This window comes from Oceanicaulis sp. HTCC2633 (genome assembly GCF_000152745.1).
Taxonomy (GTDB): domain Bacteria; phylum Pseudomonadota; class Alphaproteobacteria; order Caulobacterales; family Maricaulaceae; genus Oceanicaulis.
On the sequence record NZ_CH672428.1, the window covers coordinates 1,518,005 to 1,532,411 of the forward strand.

At 65.7% G+C, this 14,407-nt stretch carries 13 protein-coding genes; 5 read left to right on the plus strand and 8 right to left on the minus strand.

All coding sequences use genetic code 11. The annotated features are described in order from the left end of the window. The first annotated feature begins 113 nt into the window (after positions 1-113). Together OA2633_RS07225 and OA2633_RS07230 are read left to right on the plus strand one after the other, a co-directional pair. The gene (locus OA2633_RS07225; RefSeq protein ID WP_009801856.1) at positions 114-2,171 is read left to right on the plus strand and encodes a DEAD/DEAH box helicase; all 2,058 of its coding nucleotides are present in this window, start codon (positions 114-116) and stop codon (positions 2,169-2,171) included. Positions 2,172-2,232: 61 nt separating this feature from the next. Then, positions 2,233-2,862 carry an ankyrin repeat domain-containing protein gene (locus OA2633_RS07230; protein WP_040612518.1) on the plus strand — a complete coding sequence of 210 codons (630 nt, stop codon included), beginning with the start codon at positions 2,233-2,235 and terminating at the stop codon, positions 2,860-2,862. Here the strand turns inward: OA2633_RS07230 and folP are convergent. Together folP and OA2633_RS07240 are read right to left on the minus strand one after the other, a co-directional pair. Further along, positions 2,850-3,689 (minus strand): dihydropteroate synthase, encoded by an 840-nt coding sequence (folP, locus tag OA2633_RS07235; RefSeq protein ID WP_009801858.1) that lies wholly within the window; start codon positions 3,687-3,689, stop codon positions 2,850-2,852. The two genes, OA2633_RS07230 and folP, sit on opposite strands and share 13 nt — an antisense overlap. Continuing rightward, entirely contained in the window at positions 3,683-4,615 is a 933-nt protein-coding gene (locus OA2633_RS07240; RefSeq protein ID WP_009801859.1) for a LysR family transcriptional regulator, read from the minus strand. The genes folP and OA2633_RS07240 overlap by 7 nt, the downstream gene beginning before the upstream one ends. 193 nt (positions 4,616-4,808) lie before the next feature. Between OA2633_RS07240 and OA2633_RS16250 the strand changes: the two genes are divergently transcribed. The 3 genes from OA2633_RS16250 to OA2633_RS07255 are packed head-to-tail and all read left to right on the plus strand — an operon-like array spanning position 4,809 to position 7,129. Next, on the plus strand, positions 4,809-5,174 hold the full coding sequence (locus tag OA2633_RS16250; protein ID WP_040612519.1) for a tetratricopeptide repeat protein: 366 nt from the start codon (positions 4,809-4,811) through the stop codon (positions 5,172-5,174). A gap of 55 nt (positions 5,175-5,229) precedes the next feature. Next, positions 5,230-6,015, plus strand: coding sequence for a helix-turn-helix domain-containing protein (locus tag OA2633_RS15300; protein ID WP_162010984.1), 786 nt, complete (start codon positions 5,230-5,232; stop codon positions 6,013-6,015). Between the two features lie 4 nt (positions 6,016-6,019). Then, positions 6,020-7,129 carry a hypothetical protein gene (locus tag OA2633_RS07255; protein ID WP_156776168.1) on the plus strand — a complete coding sequence of 370 codons (1,110 nt, stop codon included), beginning with the start codon at positions 6,020-6,022 and terminating at the stop codon, positions 7,127-7,129. 74 nt (positions 7,130-7,203) lie between these two features. Here the strand turns inward: OA2633_RS07255 and ftsH are convergent, their stop codons facing one another. The 6 genes from ftsH to tolB form a co-directional block, all read right to left on the minus strand. Then, a complete protein-coding gene (gene ftsH / locus OA2633_RS07260) occupies positions 7,204-9,135 on the minus strand; it encodes an ATP-dependent zinc metalloprotease FtsH (RefSeq protein WP_009801863.1) in 1,932 nt (643 codons plus the stop codon). A gap of 83 nt (positions 9,136-9,218) precedes the next feature. After that, positions 9,219-10,502 carry a tRNA lysidine(34) synthetase TilS gene (tilS, locus tag OA2633_RS15305; protein ID WP_009801864.1) on the minus strand — a complete coding sequence of 428 codons (1,284 nt, stop codon included), beginning with the start codon at positions 10,500-10,502 and terminating at the stop codon, positions 9,219-9,221. Between the two features lie 8 nt (positions 10,503-10,510). Further along, positions 10,511-11,479: a tol-pal system protein YbgF gene (gene ybgF, locus OA2633_RS07270; protein ID WP_083783229.1), complete on the minus strand. Its 969-nt coding sequence runs from the start codon at positions 11,477-11,479 to the stop codon at positions 10,511-10,513. Positions 11,480-11,556: 77 nt separating this feature from the next. Continuing rightward, positions 11,557-12,309, minus strand: coding sequence for a hypothetical protein (locus OA2633_RS07275; protein ID WP_009801866.1), 753 nt, complete (start codon positions 12,307-12,309; stop codon positions 11,557-11,559). 78 nt (positions 12,310-12,387) lie between these two features. Then, positions 12,388-12,900: a peptidoglycan-associated lipoprotein Pal gene (pal, locus tag OA2633_RS07280; RefSeq protein WP_009801867.1), complete on the minus strand. Its 513-nt coding sequence runs from the start codon at positions 12,898-12,900 to the stop codon at positions 12,388-12,390. Between the two features lie 135 nt (positions 12,901-13,035). Further along, positions 13,036-14,382 (minus strand): Tol-Pal system beta propeller repeat protein TolB, encoded by a 1,347-nt coding sequence (gene tolB, locus OA2633_RS07285; RefSeq protein WP_009801868.1) that lies wholly within the window; start codon positions 14,380-14,382, stop codon positions 13,036-13,038. Positions 14,383-14,407: the final 25 nt, after the last annotated feature.

A 14,407-nucleotide genomic window follows, 5' to 3' on the forward strand; every position in this document is an offset into this window, starting at 1 on the left:
TGCGAGGCCTGCTATCAGCCGCCGCTCAGTCGCGCCGGGGATCTCCGCGCGACAAGGTTTTCGGGACTGCCTCAAGCAAGGGATTGTGAGGCGACGTCCTTTGCGAGGTACATATGAGTTTCCCCAACACCATCCCCTCCGCGCTGGTCACGGCGCTGGAGGCGAAGGGCTATGAGACCCTGACTGACGTCCAGAACGCCGTGCTGACCGATGAGGCCGATGGCCGGGACCTGCTGGTCTCCGCCCAGACCGGTTCGGGCAAGACCGTGGCGTTCGGCATGGCCATGGCCGGCACCCTGCTGGCGGGCGAAGACCGCCTGCCCCAGGCCGGCGCGCCGCTCGCCCTGATCATCGCCCCGACCCGCGAACTGGCCCTTCAGGTCCAGCGCGAGCTTGACTGGCTCTATGCCGAAGCGGGCGCGAAACTCGCCAGCGCCGTGGGCGGCCTTGATCCGCGCACCGAGCGCCGGGCGCTCGAACGCGGCGCGCATATCGTCGTGGGCACGCCGGGCCGTCTGCGCGACCATATCGAACGCAAGGCGCTCGATCTGTCCAACATTCGCGCCATTGCGCTCGATGAAGCGGACGAAATGCTCGATTTCGGTTTCCGCGAGGATCTTGAGTTCATCCTGGGCTCCGCCCCGGAAGAGCGCCGCACGCTCTTGTTCTCGGCCACCGTGTCCAAAGAGATCGCGCGCATCGCCGAGACCTATCAGCGCGACGCCCTGCGCATCTCGACCCTGAGCGCGACGAACCAGCACGCCGACATCACCTATCTGGCGCACACCGTGGCCGGTCATGACCGCGAGAACGCCGTCATCAACGTGCTGCGCTATCACGCCGCCCCGCGCGCGCTGGTGTTCTGCGCCACCCGCGATGCGGTGAACCGTCTGGCCGCCAAGCTCCATAATCGCGGCTTCCACGCCGTGGCTTTGTCGGGCGAGCTGACCCAGGCCGAACGCACCAAGGCGCTGCAGGCGCTGCGCGATGGCCGGGCGACTGTGTGCGTCGCCACCGACGTCGCCGCGCGCGGCATCGACCTGCCGGGTCTTGATCTGGTGGTCCATGCCGAGCCGCCGACCAATGCCGAAAGCCTGCTGCACCGCTCTGGCCGGACCGGCCGAGCCGGCGCGAAGGGCACCAGCGTCTTTGTCGTCGCCAGCTCCCGCAAGGGCCGGGTCATCCGCCTGCTGCGCGAAGCCAAGGTGCAGGCGGAGTGGGTGGATGCCCCCGACGCCGATCTGGTGCGCGAGAAAGACCGCGAGCGTCTGGGCGATCACCCCGCCCTCTCCCAGGAGGTGGATGAGGACCGGCTTGAGGAAGTCCGCGAGCTGATCGAACGCTTCGGCGCCGAGAAGCTGACCGCCGCCTTCCTGTCCGAGCTGGAACGCCGCATGCCGGCGCCCGAAGAGCTGTCAGGCACGCCGCCCGAGCGTCAGCGCGAAGAGCGCGCCGACCGGGGTCCGCGTCGGGGCCGCGAGGATTTTGACGCCGGTCAATGGTTCGAGATTGATCTGGGCCGCAAGCAACGCGCCGAGCCGCGCTGGCTGGTGCCGCTGATCTGCCGTGTGGGCGGGATTGTCGGCAATGATATCGGCGCGATCCGCATTGGCGAGACGGCCACCCGCTTCCAAATCGCCGAAGACAAGATCGACGGCTTCACCGAGGCGATGAACCAGCCGCGCGAGACCGACAAGAATGTGCGGGTCACAATCGCGGGCGATGAGCCGTTCGAGACCGCCGGGCCGGGCTTTGGCAGTGGTCCGCGCGGCGACCGCGATCGCGGCAAGCCCAAGCGCACGCCGCGCCCGGGCAAGGCCGAACGCGCCGCCAAGCGCTCGCATGATGATGCCGACTTCTTCTCGGGCTCGCTTGATGATGCCCGCGGAGACACCCGTCCCAAGCGCGACTGGGCGCCCAAGGGCGGCAAGTCCGGCGACTTCAAGAAGCGGGACGGCGAGCGCTCTTATGGCGACAAGCCCGCGTTCAAGAAACGCGAGGGTGAGCGCTCCTTTGGCGACAAGCCCCATGCGGGCAAGCGCGAGGGCTTCAAGAAGCGCGATGGCGGCAAGCCCGGCTTCAAGAAAGCCGAAGGCGGCAAGCCGTCCGGTTTCAAGAAGTCCGAAGGCCGCGACCGTCCGCTGAAGCGCATCAAGCGCAAGACCGGCTAATCTGACCAAGAGGTCATGAGACGGACAGGACAAGCCTGCCGCCCTGCGGCAGGCTTGTTTTATGTCCAGACTTATCGATTGCCTCGACACGCAGGACCCGAACGGGCTCAGCCGGTTGCTGGCCCAGCAGCCGCATCTGACCAATGCGCCTGTGATCGAGGGCGATCACGCCCCGCATCCGATCCATGCGATCTGTGATCGCGTGTTTGACGGCCGACTGAGTGAAGGCCAGGGTCTGGCGTTCGCGAACGCCCTGATTTCGGCGGGCGCCGATCTTGATGCTGTGCACCCGGGCAATGGCGATACGCTGTTGATCAGCGCCATCAGCCTGTCCTGTCCCGCCATTGCGCACCGGCTACTGGACAAGGGCGCCAATCCGGACCCGCGCGGCGTCTTCGGCGCCACGGCCCTGCACTGGGCCGCCATCATGGGCCTGCCCGACCTCGTCAAACGCCTGATTGATCACGGCGTCTACATTTTCCTGCGCGACACCCAGTATCACGGCACGCCGCTCGGATGGGCCGTACAGGGGCGGCTCGATCCGCCACCCGGCGCGCGGGGCGGGCAAGTCGCCTGCGCCACCCTGCTGGTTGCGGCGGGTCTGCAGCCGGAGGCGGAGTGGCGGACGAGTGAACAGATCCAGTCTGACGCCGCTTTGCGGGCCGCTCTGGACGGACGTCAGTCAGCGTAGCGAGCAATCTCCGCCTGAACCTTGAGCGCCTGCGCCGTCTCGCGCACATCATGCACGCGCACGATGGCGCAGCCTGCCCGGGCCGCCTGCAAGGCAACAGTCAGGGACCCGCCCAGCCGATCCAGGGCGTCCGTCGCCGTCTCGTCAATCGCGTTGATGAAGCGTTTGCGCGACGCGCCGAACAGCACCGGCAGGCCCAGCGAGACGAAATGCTCGAGCGAGGCGATGAGTTTGAGATTGTGCTCGAGCGTCTTGCCGAAGCCGATGCCCGGATCGAGCACGATCAGGCTGCTGTCAAACCCGGTCGACAACAACACGCCGGCTCGCTGGCCCAGATAGCGGGCCACATCATTGACCACATCATCATAGTGCGGATCAGCCTGCATGGTGCGCGGTTCGCCCTGCATGTGCATCAGACAGACCGGCACGCCCAGCTCCATGGCGGTTTCCGGCGCGCCTTCAGCGCGCAGCGCATTGACGTCATTCCAAAGGCCCGCGCCAGCATGCACGGCGGCGCGGGCGACGCCCGGCTTCATGGTGTCGATGGAGATCGCTGCGTCGAGGCGTTCGGCCCGAATGGCCTCAATCACGGGAATGACCCGATCAAGTTCTTCCGCTTCAGAGACCGGTTCCGCGCCGGGCCGCGTGCTCTCTCCGCCAATGTCGAGACAATCCGCACCCTCATCCAGCAGACGTAAGGCGTGATCGCGCGCGGCCTGCGTGCTGGCATGCCGCCCGCCATCGGAAAAGCTGTCCGGCGTCACATTGACGATGCCCATCAGCTGCGGGCGACCGTCCGCATGGGGGCGGAGCGGAAAGGCTAGCATGGCCGGCTGTCTTCCTGGCCGAAACGGGAGGGCTCGCCATTGCGGAAATGGTCCCGGTCGGCGCGCAGGGCTTCAGCGATATGGTCCAGCACCGTGGCCTGGGCGCGCGACCGGCGCACCGCGCCATGAGCCACCAGCCAGAGATCCAACATGACCTCGAAATCAGGCAGGATCCGCACCAGCCCTGGACGGGCGCGCGCCAGTCGGTGAGAGGTCACCCCCAGACCCAGCCCGTTGCGCAGGCCTTCCAGATGCGCGCTGGGATGCGCGGCGACCATCACATCCCGGCGCGGGCGCAATTCATCGCCGATGGGCGTGCGCGGCCACTGGAAGGCAATCGGCGTGGCCCAGCCGACCGCCACGTGATCCGCCACATCCTCGAGGGTTTGCGGCGCGCCATGCTTTTTCAGATAGCACTCGGAGGCATACATGCCGCTACCCACTTCCGCGGCGCGACGCGCCAGCAGGGAGTGTTGCGGGCCGGGCTGGCCCCAGCGCACGGCGATATCGGCTTCCCCACCCGCCAGATTGGCCGGCTCGAACCCGATCTTGAGCTCGACCGACAGGTCCGGATGCGCTTCCAGCAGGGGCGTCAGGGCGCCCGGCAGCCAGTCTGCGCCGATGCCGTCACTGGCGGCGACGGTGACCCGGCCCTCGATCCGCTCATGTCCGGATCGCGCAGCGCGCTCGATGGCGGCGGCTTCGTCCTGCATGTTGCGGGCGTGATCAATGACCGACCGCCCCAGACCAGTGGGAGTGAGGATGTCCCCGCGACGTTCGAACAGCGCGCCGCCCAGATGGGTTTCCAGCGCGCGCATGCGGCGGCTGACCGTGGGCTGGCTCAGCCCCATGACCCGGCCGGCGGCGGCGTGGCTGCCCGCTTCGAAGACGGCGAGCGCCAAGTGATAGTCTGACCAGTTATCCATTCAAGTGTGAATATCAAATATGCGGATTCAGTCAATTGAACATATGCTGCAGCGCGGCATATTCGCAATACAACCCGGAGCCGTTTCGGTCTTCCCTGGTCGACCCCAGCGGCTCCAACCTCGTGATGAGTCGCCTTTTCAAACCGCGAAACCGGGACTCCCAATCGCTGAAAAGGCTTTATTGGAGGCTGATATGTCCGTGTTTGCCACCGCAGTGCTCGCGCTGCAACTGACCGGCGCTCCGGTCCAGGAATTCACTCCGGTCCGCGTGGCCGATTCCGATATCCGCGGGTCCGTCCGCGCCCTGAACCAGGGCGAATGGGACACCGCATTGCACTTCACCCGTGCAGCCCTTGAAGGTGGCTCGCGCACCAGCGTCCGCGCCGCCGCACACGCCAATGCCTGCATCGCGCTTTACCAGCTGGGCCAGACGGCTCAGGCGACCGAAGCGTGCCAGACCGCACTGGCGCTCGCGCCGGACAATACGGTCCTGGCGTCGAACCTCTCTGCTGTCCAGACCCGCATGGCGGGTGCGCCGTCCGCCGGCGCCGGCAACTAGCCGATCACGCAGATGCGTTTTGTACTGTCATGGCAGGGCCGCTATCGGCTTTGCCATGACGGTGCACTGGATCTCCCGGCTTGGCCCCTATAGCGAAGCGCGCTCTGGCTCAGGGCGATCGCGGCGCCTGTGGCGACATGAGGCCGGGTTCGGGATCCGCCCCCTTCCCCATCGGGTGCTGCCGGAAACCCGTCTCAGCCTGGTCACCGAACGCCATTTCGCTCCGAATGGCGACCTGCTGGATGAACGGCATTGGGTCTTCGGCCCCATCCTGACGCCCCGTCTTTACACGCCCGCGGCCGGCACGGTGCTGGAAGGCGTCTTCCTCGCGCCGGAAGAGGCGTTGTGCTGTCTCGGCGTCCGTCCTGACGAGCTGACCGACGCCATCCTCCCCCAGACCGACTTCCCGGCCCTGACCCTGTGTCCGGAGCCCGCTGGACGGTCACAGGATGTGTTGGCCATCCGGGCGGCCGCTCTGGTCCGCAGAACCCGCGGGCAGATCCGCGCCTCGGCCCTCGCCCGGCGCGCCGGGGTCAGCGAGCGCCATCTCCACCGCGTCATGACCGGACGCCTCGGCATCGGCCCGAAGGCGCTCGCCAGCCAGATCCGCGCCCTGAGCGCCGTCGAGCTCGCCGACCGTCATGACTCGCCGGACTGGGCGGGCATCGCCTATGCGGCAGGCTATAGCGATCAGGCGCATCTCGGCCGCGCCATCAAGGCGCTGTCCGGACTCTCACCTGCCGCGCTGCATGCGGAACGGTCCGTAGAGTCCGAAATATTCAAGACCGCAGCCCCCGTCCAAGACCAGTCTCAGGCCATCTGTCCCCTTGCCGGAGCTTGAGACCATGAGACTGATGATGACCGCCGCCCTGTGTGCGGTAATGAGTGCGCCTGCCTTTGCCCAGCAAACCCTTGAGTTTGAAGGGATGAATTGGCGGGTCGATGCTGTGGAGCTTGCCGAGACCACCGAATTTCTGGGCCGCGACGCCCTGCATTTCCGCGATGGCGTGATCTGGATCGATGGCTCGCAGCTTGCCACCGGCGAGATCCGCTTCGAGATGGCGATCAGTGGTTCGCCCGGTCATACCGGCGTGCTGTGGCGCGGTCAGGGGGTGGGCGATTGGGAGAAGTTCTACTTCCGTCACCATCTCAACAACCTGCCCGATTCCGTGCAGTACACCCCCGCCCATGACGGCGTGACCGCCTGGCAGGTCTTCTCCGATCCCGACGCCATCAGCCAGGTCAATCACGGCCTGAACCGCTGGATGGAGGTTCGCGTGGTGGTGGCCGAGGATCAGGCCGACATCTTCATGGACGGCCAACTGATCCACCATGTGCCGGACCTGCAGCGCGAGGAGCGCTCGGGTTGGGTCGGCTTCTGGCAGCTGGCGCCCAGTGGCGCAGCGTCGGGCTATGTGCGCAATGTCGAGATTACTCCGCAATCCAATCCGCAGATCATCGGTCGTTCGGAACGCCCGATGGCCGAACCGGTCGCCCATCGGGCCGAGACCTGGCGCGTGTCCGATCCGTTCAGCGAAGATCGCCTTGGCGACACCCCGTTTGAGACCCTGCGCGCCAGCCGGTCGCGCTGGACCGCGCTCCCCGTCGCCTATAACGACATCGCCAATCTCGCGAGCGTCACGCGCCATTCCCAGGGCGACACGGTACTGGCGGAAGCCACGCTGATCGCGGATGGCGACCGCACGGCGCTGGTCAGGTTCGGCTATTCGGACCGGGTGCAGGTCTTCCTCAATGGCGAGCGCCTGTTCGTTGGAAACAATGACTGGCGCAGCCGCGATTACCGATATCTGGGCACCATCACCCGCCATGTGGCCGTGCCGCTGAGCCTCCGCGATGGCGAGAACACCCTGACCTTCGCCGTCTCGGAGACCTTTGGCGGCTGGGGCGTCACCGCCGCGCTTGAAGACGCGGACGGCGTGCGCATCGCACGCTGAAGACCTGTCTGCAGACACTCAAAGCCCCGCGTCATCACTGACGCGGGGCTTTTTCTGTAGCCATTGAGCGCGGATCAGGCGCCGCCGGGTTTGGGCTCGAGCCCGCCCGGGTTTGACGCTTCATCCTCGTCATCATCGATGACCGGAAGCGCGCCGGACGGCGGGGTTCCGTCATCGGTCTTGGGCGGCACGTCCGTGTCGCGATGGGGCGGATTGCCCTTGAGAAGCTCGACGATTTCCTGGCCGGAGAGAGTTTCGTATTCCAGGAGACCTTCGGACAGCTTGACCCAGTCATCCTTCTTCTCGGTCAGGATGCGGCGCGCCTCGTTCAGGCCGCCTTCCACCAGCGCCTTGACCTCTTTCTCGATCTTGGCGGCGGTTTCCGCCGAGATGGAGGAGGACTGCACCAGTTGCTGGCCGAGGAAGACCTCGCCCTGATCCTCGCCGTAATCGACCGGGCCGATCTCTTCGGAGAAGCCCCATTGGGTGACCATGGCGCGGGCCAGACGGGTCGCCTGCTTGATGTCGCTGGCGGCGCCGGAGGTGACATTCTCCTTGCCGAATTTCAGCTCTTCAGCGACACGGCCGCCCATCATGATGGCGAGACGGGACGTCATCTCCTGATGGGTCATCGACATCTTGTCGGTTTCCGGCAGCTGCATGACCATGCCCAGCGCGCGACCGCGCGGGATGATTGTCGCCTTGTGCACCGGGTCGGCCGCCGGCACGTTCAGCGCCACGATGGCGTGGCCGGATTCGTGATAGGCGGTCAGCGTGCGCTCTTTCTCGGTCATCACCATGGTGCGCCGCTCGGGGCCCATCATGACCTTGTCCTTGGAATCCTCGAACTCGGCCATGGACACCATGCGCTTGTTGCGACGGGCAGCCAGAAGCGCCGCTTCGTTCACAAGGTTGGCGAGATCGGCGCCGGAGAAGCCCGGCGTGCCGCGCGCGATGACCTTGGGATCCACATCGTCGGCCAGCGGCACGTCGCGCATATGCACCTTGAGGATCTTCTCACGGCCCGTGATGTCCGGGTTCGGCACGACGACCTGACGGTCAAAACGGCCCGGGCGCAGCAGAGCGGGGTCCAGAACGTCGGGACGGTTGGTGGCGGCGATCAGGATGATGCCTTCATTGGCTTCAAACCCGTCCATCTCCACCAGCAGCTGGTTGAGGGTCTGTTCGCGCTCGTCATTGCCGCCGCCAAGGCCCGCGCCGCGGGATCGGCCCACCGCATCGATCTCGTCGATGAAGATGATGCAGGGCGCGTTTTTCTTGGCCTGTTCGAACATGTCGCGCACGCGCGATGCGCCGACGCCGACGAACATCTCGACAAAGTCAGAGCCGGAAATGGTGAAGAAGGGCACGCCCGCCTCGCCCGCAACAGCGCGCGCAGTCAGGGTCTTACCCGTGCCCGGAGGGCCCACCAGCAGGGCGCCCTTGGGGATCTTGCCGCCCAGGCGCTGGAACTTGGAGGGGTCTTTCAGGAACTCGACGATCTCCTGAAGCTCTTCCTTGGCCTCGTCGATGCCGGCCACATCGTCAAAGGTGACCCGGCCCGTCTTCTCGGTCAGCAGCTTCGCCTTGGACTTGCCGAAGCCCATGGCGCCGCGACCGCCGCCCTGCATCTGACGCATGAAGAAGATCCACACGCCGATCAGCAGCAGCATCGGGAACCAGTTGATGAGGATGCCCAGCGGACTGATGCCGCCTTCAGCCGGCGGCTGCGCAGTGATGTCCACATCCGCCGCGCGCAGAGCCGGGGTTACGTTCTCATCCTCGGGCACCGTGGTGCGGAAGGTGGCGCCGCCCGTGGTCTGGCCGGTGACCGTGTCGCCCTGGATGGTGACCGAGCTGACCTGACCGCTCTCGACCTGGTTCATGAACTGGGAGTAGTTGATCTCGTTCGAGGGCGCGGACTGGCTGGGACCCTGAAGCATGTTGAACAGGGCCAGCAGCAGCACCAGCAAGATCGCCCAAACCAGGATATTGCGCATATTCATCCGTTTGTGTCCTTGTCCGCGCCGCCTTCGACCGGGCGCGCATCTGAGGCTGTCGTCATTTCGTCATGCCTGATATTGGGGCGTCAGGCCGGTTTCGCCAGTGCCGCGCGGATATGCGCCGCAGATTTATCCCCATCAAACCACGCCGGAGCCTCACACGGAAGCAGCCAGCGCCTGAGTCTCGGCATGCAAAGCAGCGACCAATAGTCCGCCTCATCGGGCTTAAACCCTAGTAAAGCCAGAATATCATCGCCCTGCTGGGAAACGAGAACCGTCAGGGACCGCCGCAGACTGGGCGGAATGTCAGACAGCTGTGTCCCGTCCGGCGCCGCCCGGTCACCCAGCGCCTCAATCCGGCACGCCTCTGGGGCCTGAATTTCAAACCGCCCGTCAAACAGGGCCGTATCGCCCGCCTCGAGCTCCAGGCGCAACGCCTCAGCGCCGCCATCGGCGCGCCCCAGCACAGCGCCCGGATCCCGTCCCATGAGCCCCTCGGCAGTCAGCAGCACGCCCGCTTGCGTATGGGCCTCGCCCTGCTCCAGCGCATCAAGACAGGCTTCAACGCCCTCAGGCGTGGGCAGGCGCGCCTCGCCGGACACCGCCATCATCACCGCTTCAAGCGCCCTCAACGCCATCGGACGAGCCGCCAGGGCGAACTTGTCCCGATCCAGCACGGCGCCGCCCCAGGGCGTGATTTCAACCGCCCGCTCGGTCAGGCGCCAGGCCGCTCCCCGCAACAGGCGCTCCGCATCCAGACTCTGATCAGACAGGCTCAGAAGGCTCTGCTCCGCTGGCCCGCCGGGCGGGTAGGCCTCCTGGCGCAAGCGGATACGTTCAAACTGCGCATCGTCATTGGACGGGTCGTCCACCCAGCGCGCCTTGATGCGCCGGAGATAGGTCCGCAGCTCATCACGCCTCATTTCCAGAAGGGGGCGTGCGACGGTCAGATTGCGTCCTTCCGGCCAGATCGGAGAGGCGTCCAGCGCCGTCATCCCGGTCAGCGTCCGCCATCCCCCCTTGCGGTTCGCGCGCATGCGCAGGGTCTCGATCCGGTCGTCCAGCGTATGGCCAAGGCACAGGAGTGACACGCCCAGGCCTTCACACGCCCCCGCCAGCAAGGCATGACGCGCCTGACGCGCGGCCGCCTGGTTCTTGCGGGGTGAGGACCAGCGCAGAATGTGCGGCTCAGCGCCTAGATCACGGGCGTAATCGGCGTTATCCGCCGCTTCTTCGGCGCTTTCGGGCCGCAGACTATGATCCACGATCAGGGCGTGCAGCGCGACATCCGGAAAACAGGCCTTCAAGGCGTGCAGGAGGGCGGTGGAATCTCCGCCGCCGGAATAGCCGAGCGCGAGCGTGTCAGTCACCTCGCCCCCTAGCGGCAGCCTATCCTTGAGACTTCACGCTGGGCCTTGCGGCGCGCATCATCACCCGCACGCGGGAATTCGGACGGGAAGGTCGCCAGCACCTGACAGGCGCGGCTGGTCTCCCCTAGCGCGGCGAGCGAGGCGCCCAGACGGACCAGAGCGTCCGGTGCGCGCGGCCCCTGACGGTCTTCCTGCAAGGAGGCGATGTAGGAATCGGCCGCATCCTGGAAATCGCCGTTGATGAAGTGGGTTTCGCCCAGCCAGTACCAGGCCTGCCCCACCTTCTGATCATCGGGATAGGTCTCGGTGAAATCGCGCAGCAGTTCACGCGCGCCGCCGAAATCGCCGTCCAGCAGACGGGCATTGGCGGTTTCAAACAGCGTATCCGCGTCCATCACCGGCTCGGGCGGCGCGGCGAGCGAACTGACATCCGCATTGAGCTGCGTTTGGGCGCCGCTTTGGGACCGGGTGTCGCGTGACGGGGCGCGTTGGGATGTCTGGTTTTGAGCGGGCGCACCCAATGGCTGCACGGTCGAGGCCCGCGCCTGGGCGAACGGATCGCTGTCATCGATCTCGTCCGAGGTGAGAAGATCGGAGGGGCCGCCCAGAGAGAGCGGATCGCCGCCCGCCGCCCTGTCCGCGTCGCCCGAACCATACACCGCCCCGCCTGACAGCAGCCGGTCCACATTCACGCCCATCTGCTCCAGTTCCTGGCGCAGACGGCGGTTCTCGAAATTCAGACGCTCGATTTCACCCGTCTGGACGCGCTGCTGACGCTCAAGGTCATCCACGCGCATCATCAGGGTCTCCGCCACCGGATCGCCTTGCAACGCCCGGCTCTCGATCTCGGCCAGTCGCGCCTCCACCGCATCCAGGCGTGCGGCGAGCTCCCGACGCGATTGCGCCTCGGCGGGCGTCGCCATCAAGGCGACCAGCAGTCCGAGAGCGGACAGAGAGATCAATACGGTACGTGTCATGGCGCACGGGTCCTGTTCAGCGGCTCAGGGCGTATAAGCGCTAGTGTCGTCGAGCAAACGGCGAAATCAAGGCGAAGTCAGGAATAGTCGAGCAGCCGCACATTGTCAGGCCTTACAACCCAGTCGCCACTGGCTGTTTCCTCCATCGGAAACACATAGCCATACCCATCCGCACGGCTCAGCACGCACCGGATATGATCATGAGCCGGCGTGCAGGACGCCTGACCCCCTGATCCGGGCTCGGCGATCTGCGCCGAGAAGGAGGCCAGATCCGCGCGGCTGTCGACGCCATAGATCCATGGGTCCTGCGTCCCCGCCAGAGCGTTCGCCAGAAACGCGGCCGCCTCACCTTCACGGTAGGGCAGGTCCACGGTGATGAGCCGGACCTCATCATCCACAACCATCCAGCCTGCGCCGTCCATGTTCTGCAGCGCGAAGGAATAGCCAGACCCGTCAGCCAGACGCAGCGTGCACTGCAACTGGACATGGCTTGGCGCACAGAAGGCCTCCCCGCCTGAACCCGGTTCGGCGACCTGCGCAGAGACCCCGGCAAGATCGGCGCGACTGTCCTCGCCCGTGAGCCAGTAGGGTTGGGCCCCCTCGAATGTCCGAGCCAGGAAATCCGCAGCTCCACCCGCTTCATAGGGCAATGCCAGCGGCGGCTCCCCCATCGGCTCCTGGTGCGGTTCGGCGCCCGGCTCTTCTCCGGTCTGGACGGTCTCGCTGTCAGGCGCGCCATACGAAGGCTCCACCACCATGGACAAGCCATACAGGGCGCCGACAGACGCAATCGGGGCTATGATGAGCCCCATCAGCATACGGATGATCATTTCACTGCCCCCTCAAGCAGAAACGCCCGCAAGGATGAACCTTGCGGGCGTTTCGATCAATCCTTTTCAGGGCTGCTCCTAGGAGACAGCGCCCGACTGGATGACGGTCATGGCGTTCCGGTTGGTCGCCCAGCACTGCTCGGTGGACTGATTGCAGACCGGACGCTCCTTACCGTAGGACACGGTCGAGATGCGCGACGGGTCCACGCCCTGGCTGACCAGGAAGTCGCGAGCGGCATTGGCGCGGCGCGCGCCCAGAGCCAGGTTGTACTCGCGGGTGCCGCGCTCATCGCAGTTGCCGGCGATCAGGATGCGGGCGCCCGGATAAGACGACAGCCAGGCGGCCTGACGGCGCAGGGTGGCGCGAGCTTCATTGGACAGCGTGTGCTGGTCCAGAGCGAAGAAGACGCGGTCGCCCGCATTCACTTCGAAGTCTTCCACCGAACCCGGGGTCGGACCTGCAGGTTCCGGCGCCGGTTCATAGACCGGGGTCGGCTCCGGCTCGGGCATCGGCGCCGGCTCGGGCTGGGAAGCGCAGGCGGCCAGCGAAGCGCTGAGCGCGAGAGCGGCAAGAATAGACAGGCGTTTCATAGTATGGTCGTCCTCTCCAAGCCTATGAATCTCAACATAGGCAAATCGGTGTGGATGCTATCAGAATGGGCGCGCTTCACACCCCCAAAAAACCCCAAAACGCGCACCTCGGTTATGACATTAGCCGAGCTGAGCTCAGTCGATCAAGGGCGACCAGGCCGGGTCGCTTGCTTCGCCCTGCGTCGGCAATCGACGCAGATTGAACCCCGCCAGATCGATGCTCCAGATCGAATACGTCGTCCCTTCGCGCGTTCTGTCGCCGCGTGTGAACAACAACACGCGACCATTGGGCGACCAGGCGGGCGTATCCACGAAATAACCTTCGTAGAGGATACGTTCCTCGCCCGAGCCGTCCGCAGCCACAACGCCCAGCATGAACTGGCCGCTGCGCTGTTTCGTGAAGGCGATCAGGTCGCCACGCGGACTCCAGACGGGAGTGGTGTAGCGGCCTTCGCCGAACGTGATCCGCTGCGGGTCGGTCCCGTCGGCGTTCATCACGTACAATTGAGACTGTCCGCCCCGGGACGAGGAGAACACCACCTGCTCGCCATCGGGCGCGTAGGAGGGCTCCACATCATCGGCGGGATGGGTGGTGAGCTGGCGCAGGGTGCGCGAGCGCAAGTCGAACTTGAACAGGTCGTGACCGCTATGGCGCTCGGCGGAAACCACCAGCTCGCGCCCGTTGGGATGGAAACGGGCTGACAGGGACTGGCCTTCGCTGGCGAGCGAGGGGCCGGAGTCAAACAGGGCTTCCTGGCGGCCGGTCTCAAGATCATAGAGATAGCTGGTGGCGCGACCGTCGCGGAAGGACACATAGGTGATCTGCTGGGCGCTCGGCGAATAGTTCGGCAGCAGCGCCATATAGGAGCGGTCGGTCAGGAAGGACGGGTTCGCGCCGTCCTGGTCCATCACCGCCAGACGACGGATCGGCTCGCCATTGGGACCATCGCCTTCGGACACATAAACGATGCGGGTGTCGAAATATCCGCTCTCTCCGGTCAGACGCTCATAGACGGCGTCCGACACCTTGTGCGCGATGCGGCGCCAGTTGTCCGGCGAGGTGACGAATTGCAGGCCCTGCAATTGCTGCTCGGTATTGGCGTCCCACAGGCGGAAGGCGACGAGCATGCGGTCATTCTCGTCAATCGTCACTTCGCCCACCAGCAGGGCGGAGGCGTTGATCACCCGCCAGTCGCCAAAGCGCGGGCGCAGATTGATGTCGGTGATGTCCTCGATGAAGGCGTCCGGGTCCACGGGGGCGAACAGGCCGGAAGTCTGCAGGTTGTTGCTGATCACCCGGGAGATGTCCGCGCCGATTTCAGCTTCGCGATTGTCCGCGCCCAGAAAGTCCGGAATGGCGATCGGGGTCGGATCGAGCGTGCCCTCGGTCACGTCCACGACGAGCGGCGTTTGCGCAAAAGCCGATCCGGCCATCACGATCAGGGCGAGGATCGGTGCGAAGAGGTAGCGCAGGACGGTCATGGGCAAGCTCCCGGGGTTCGAACGG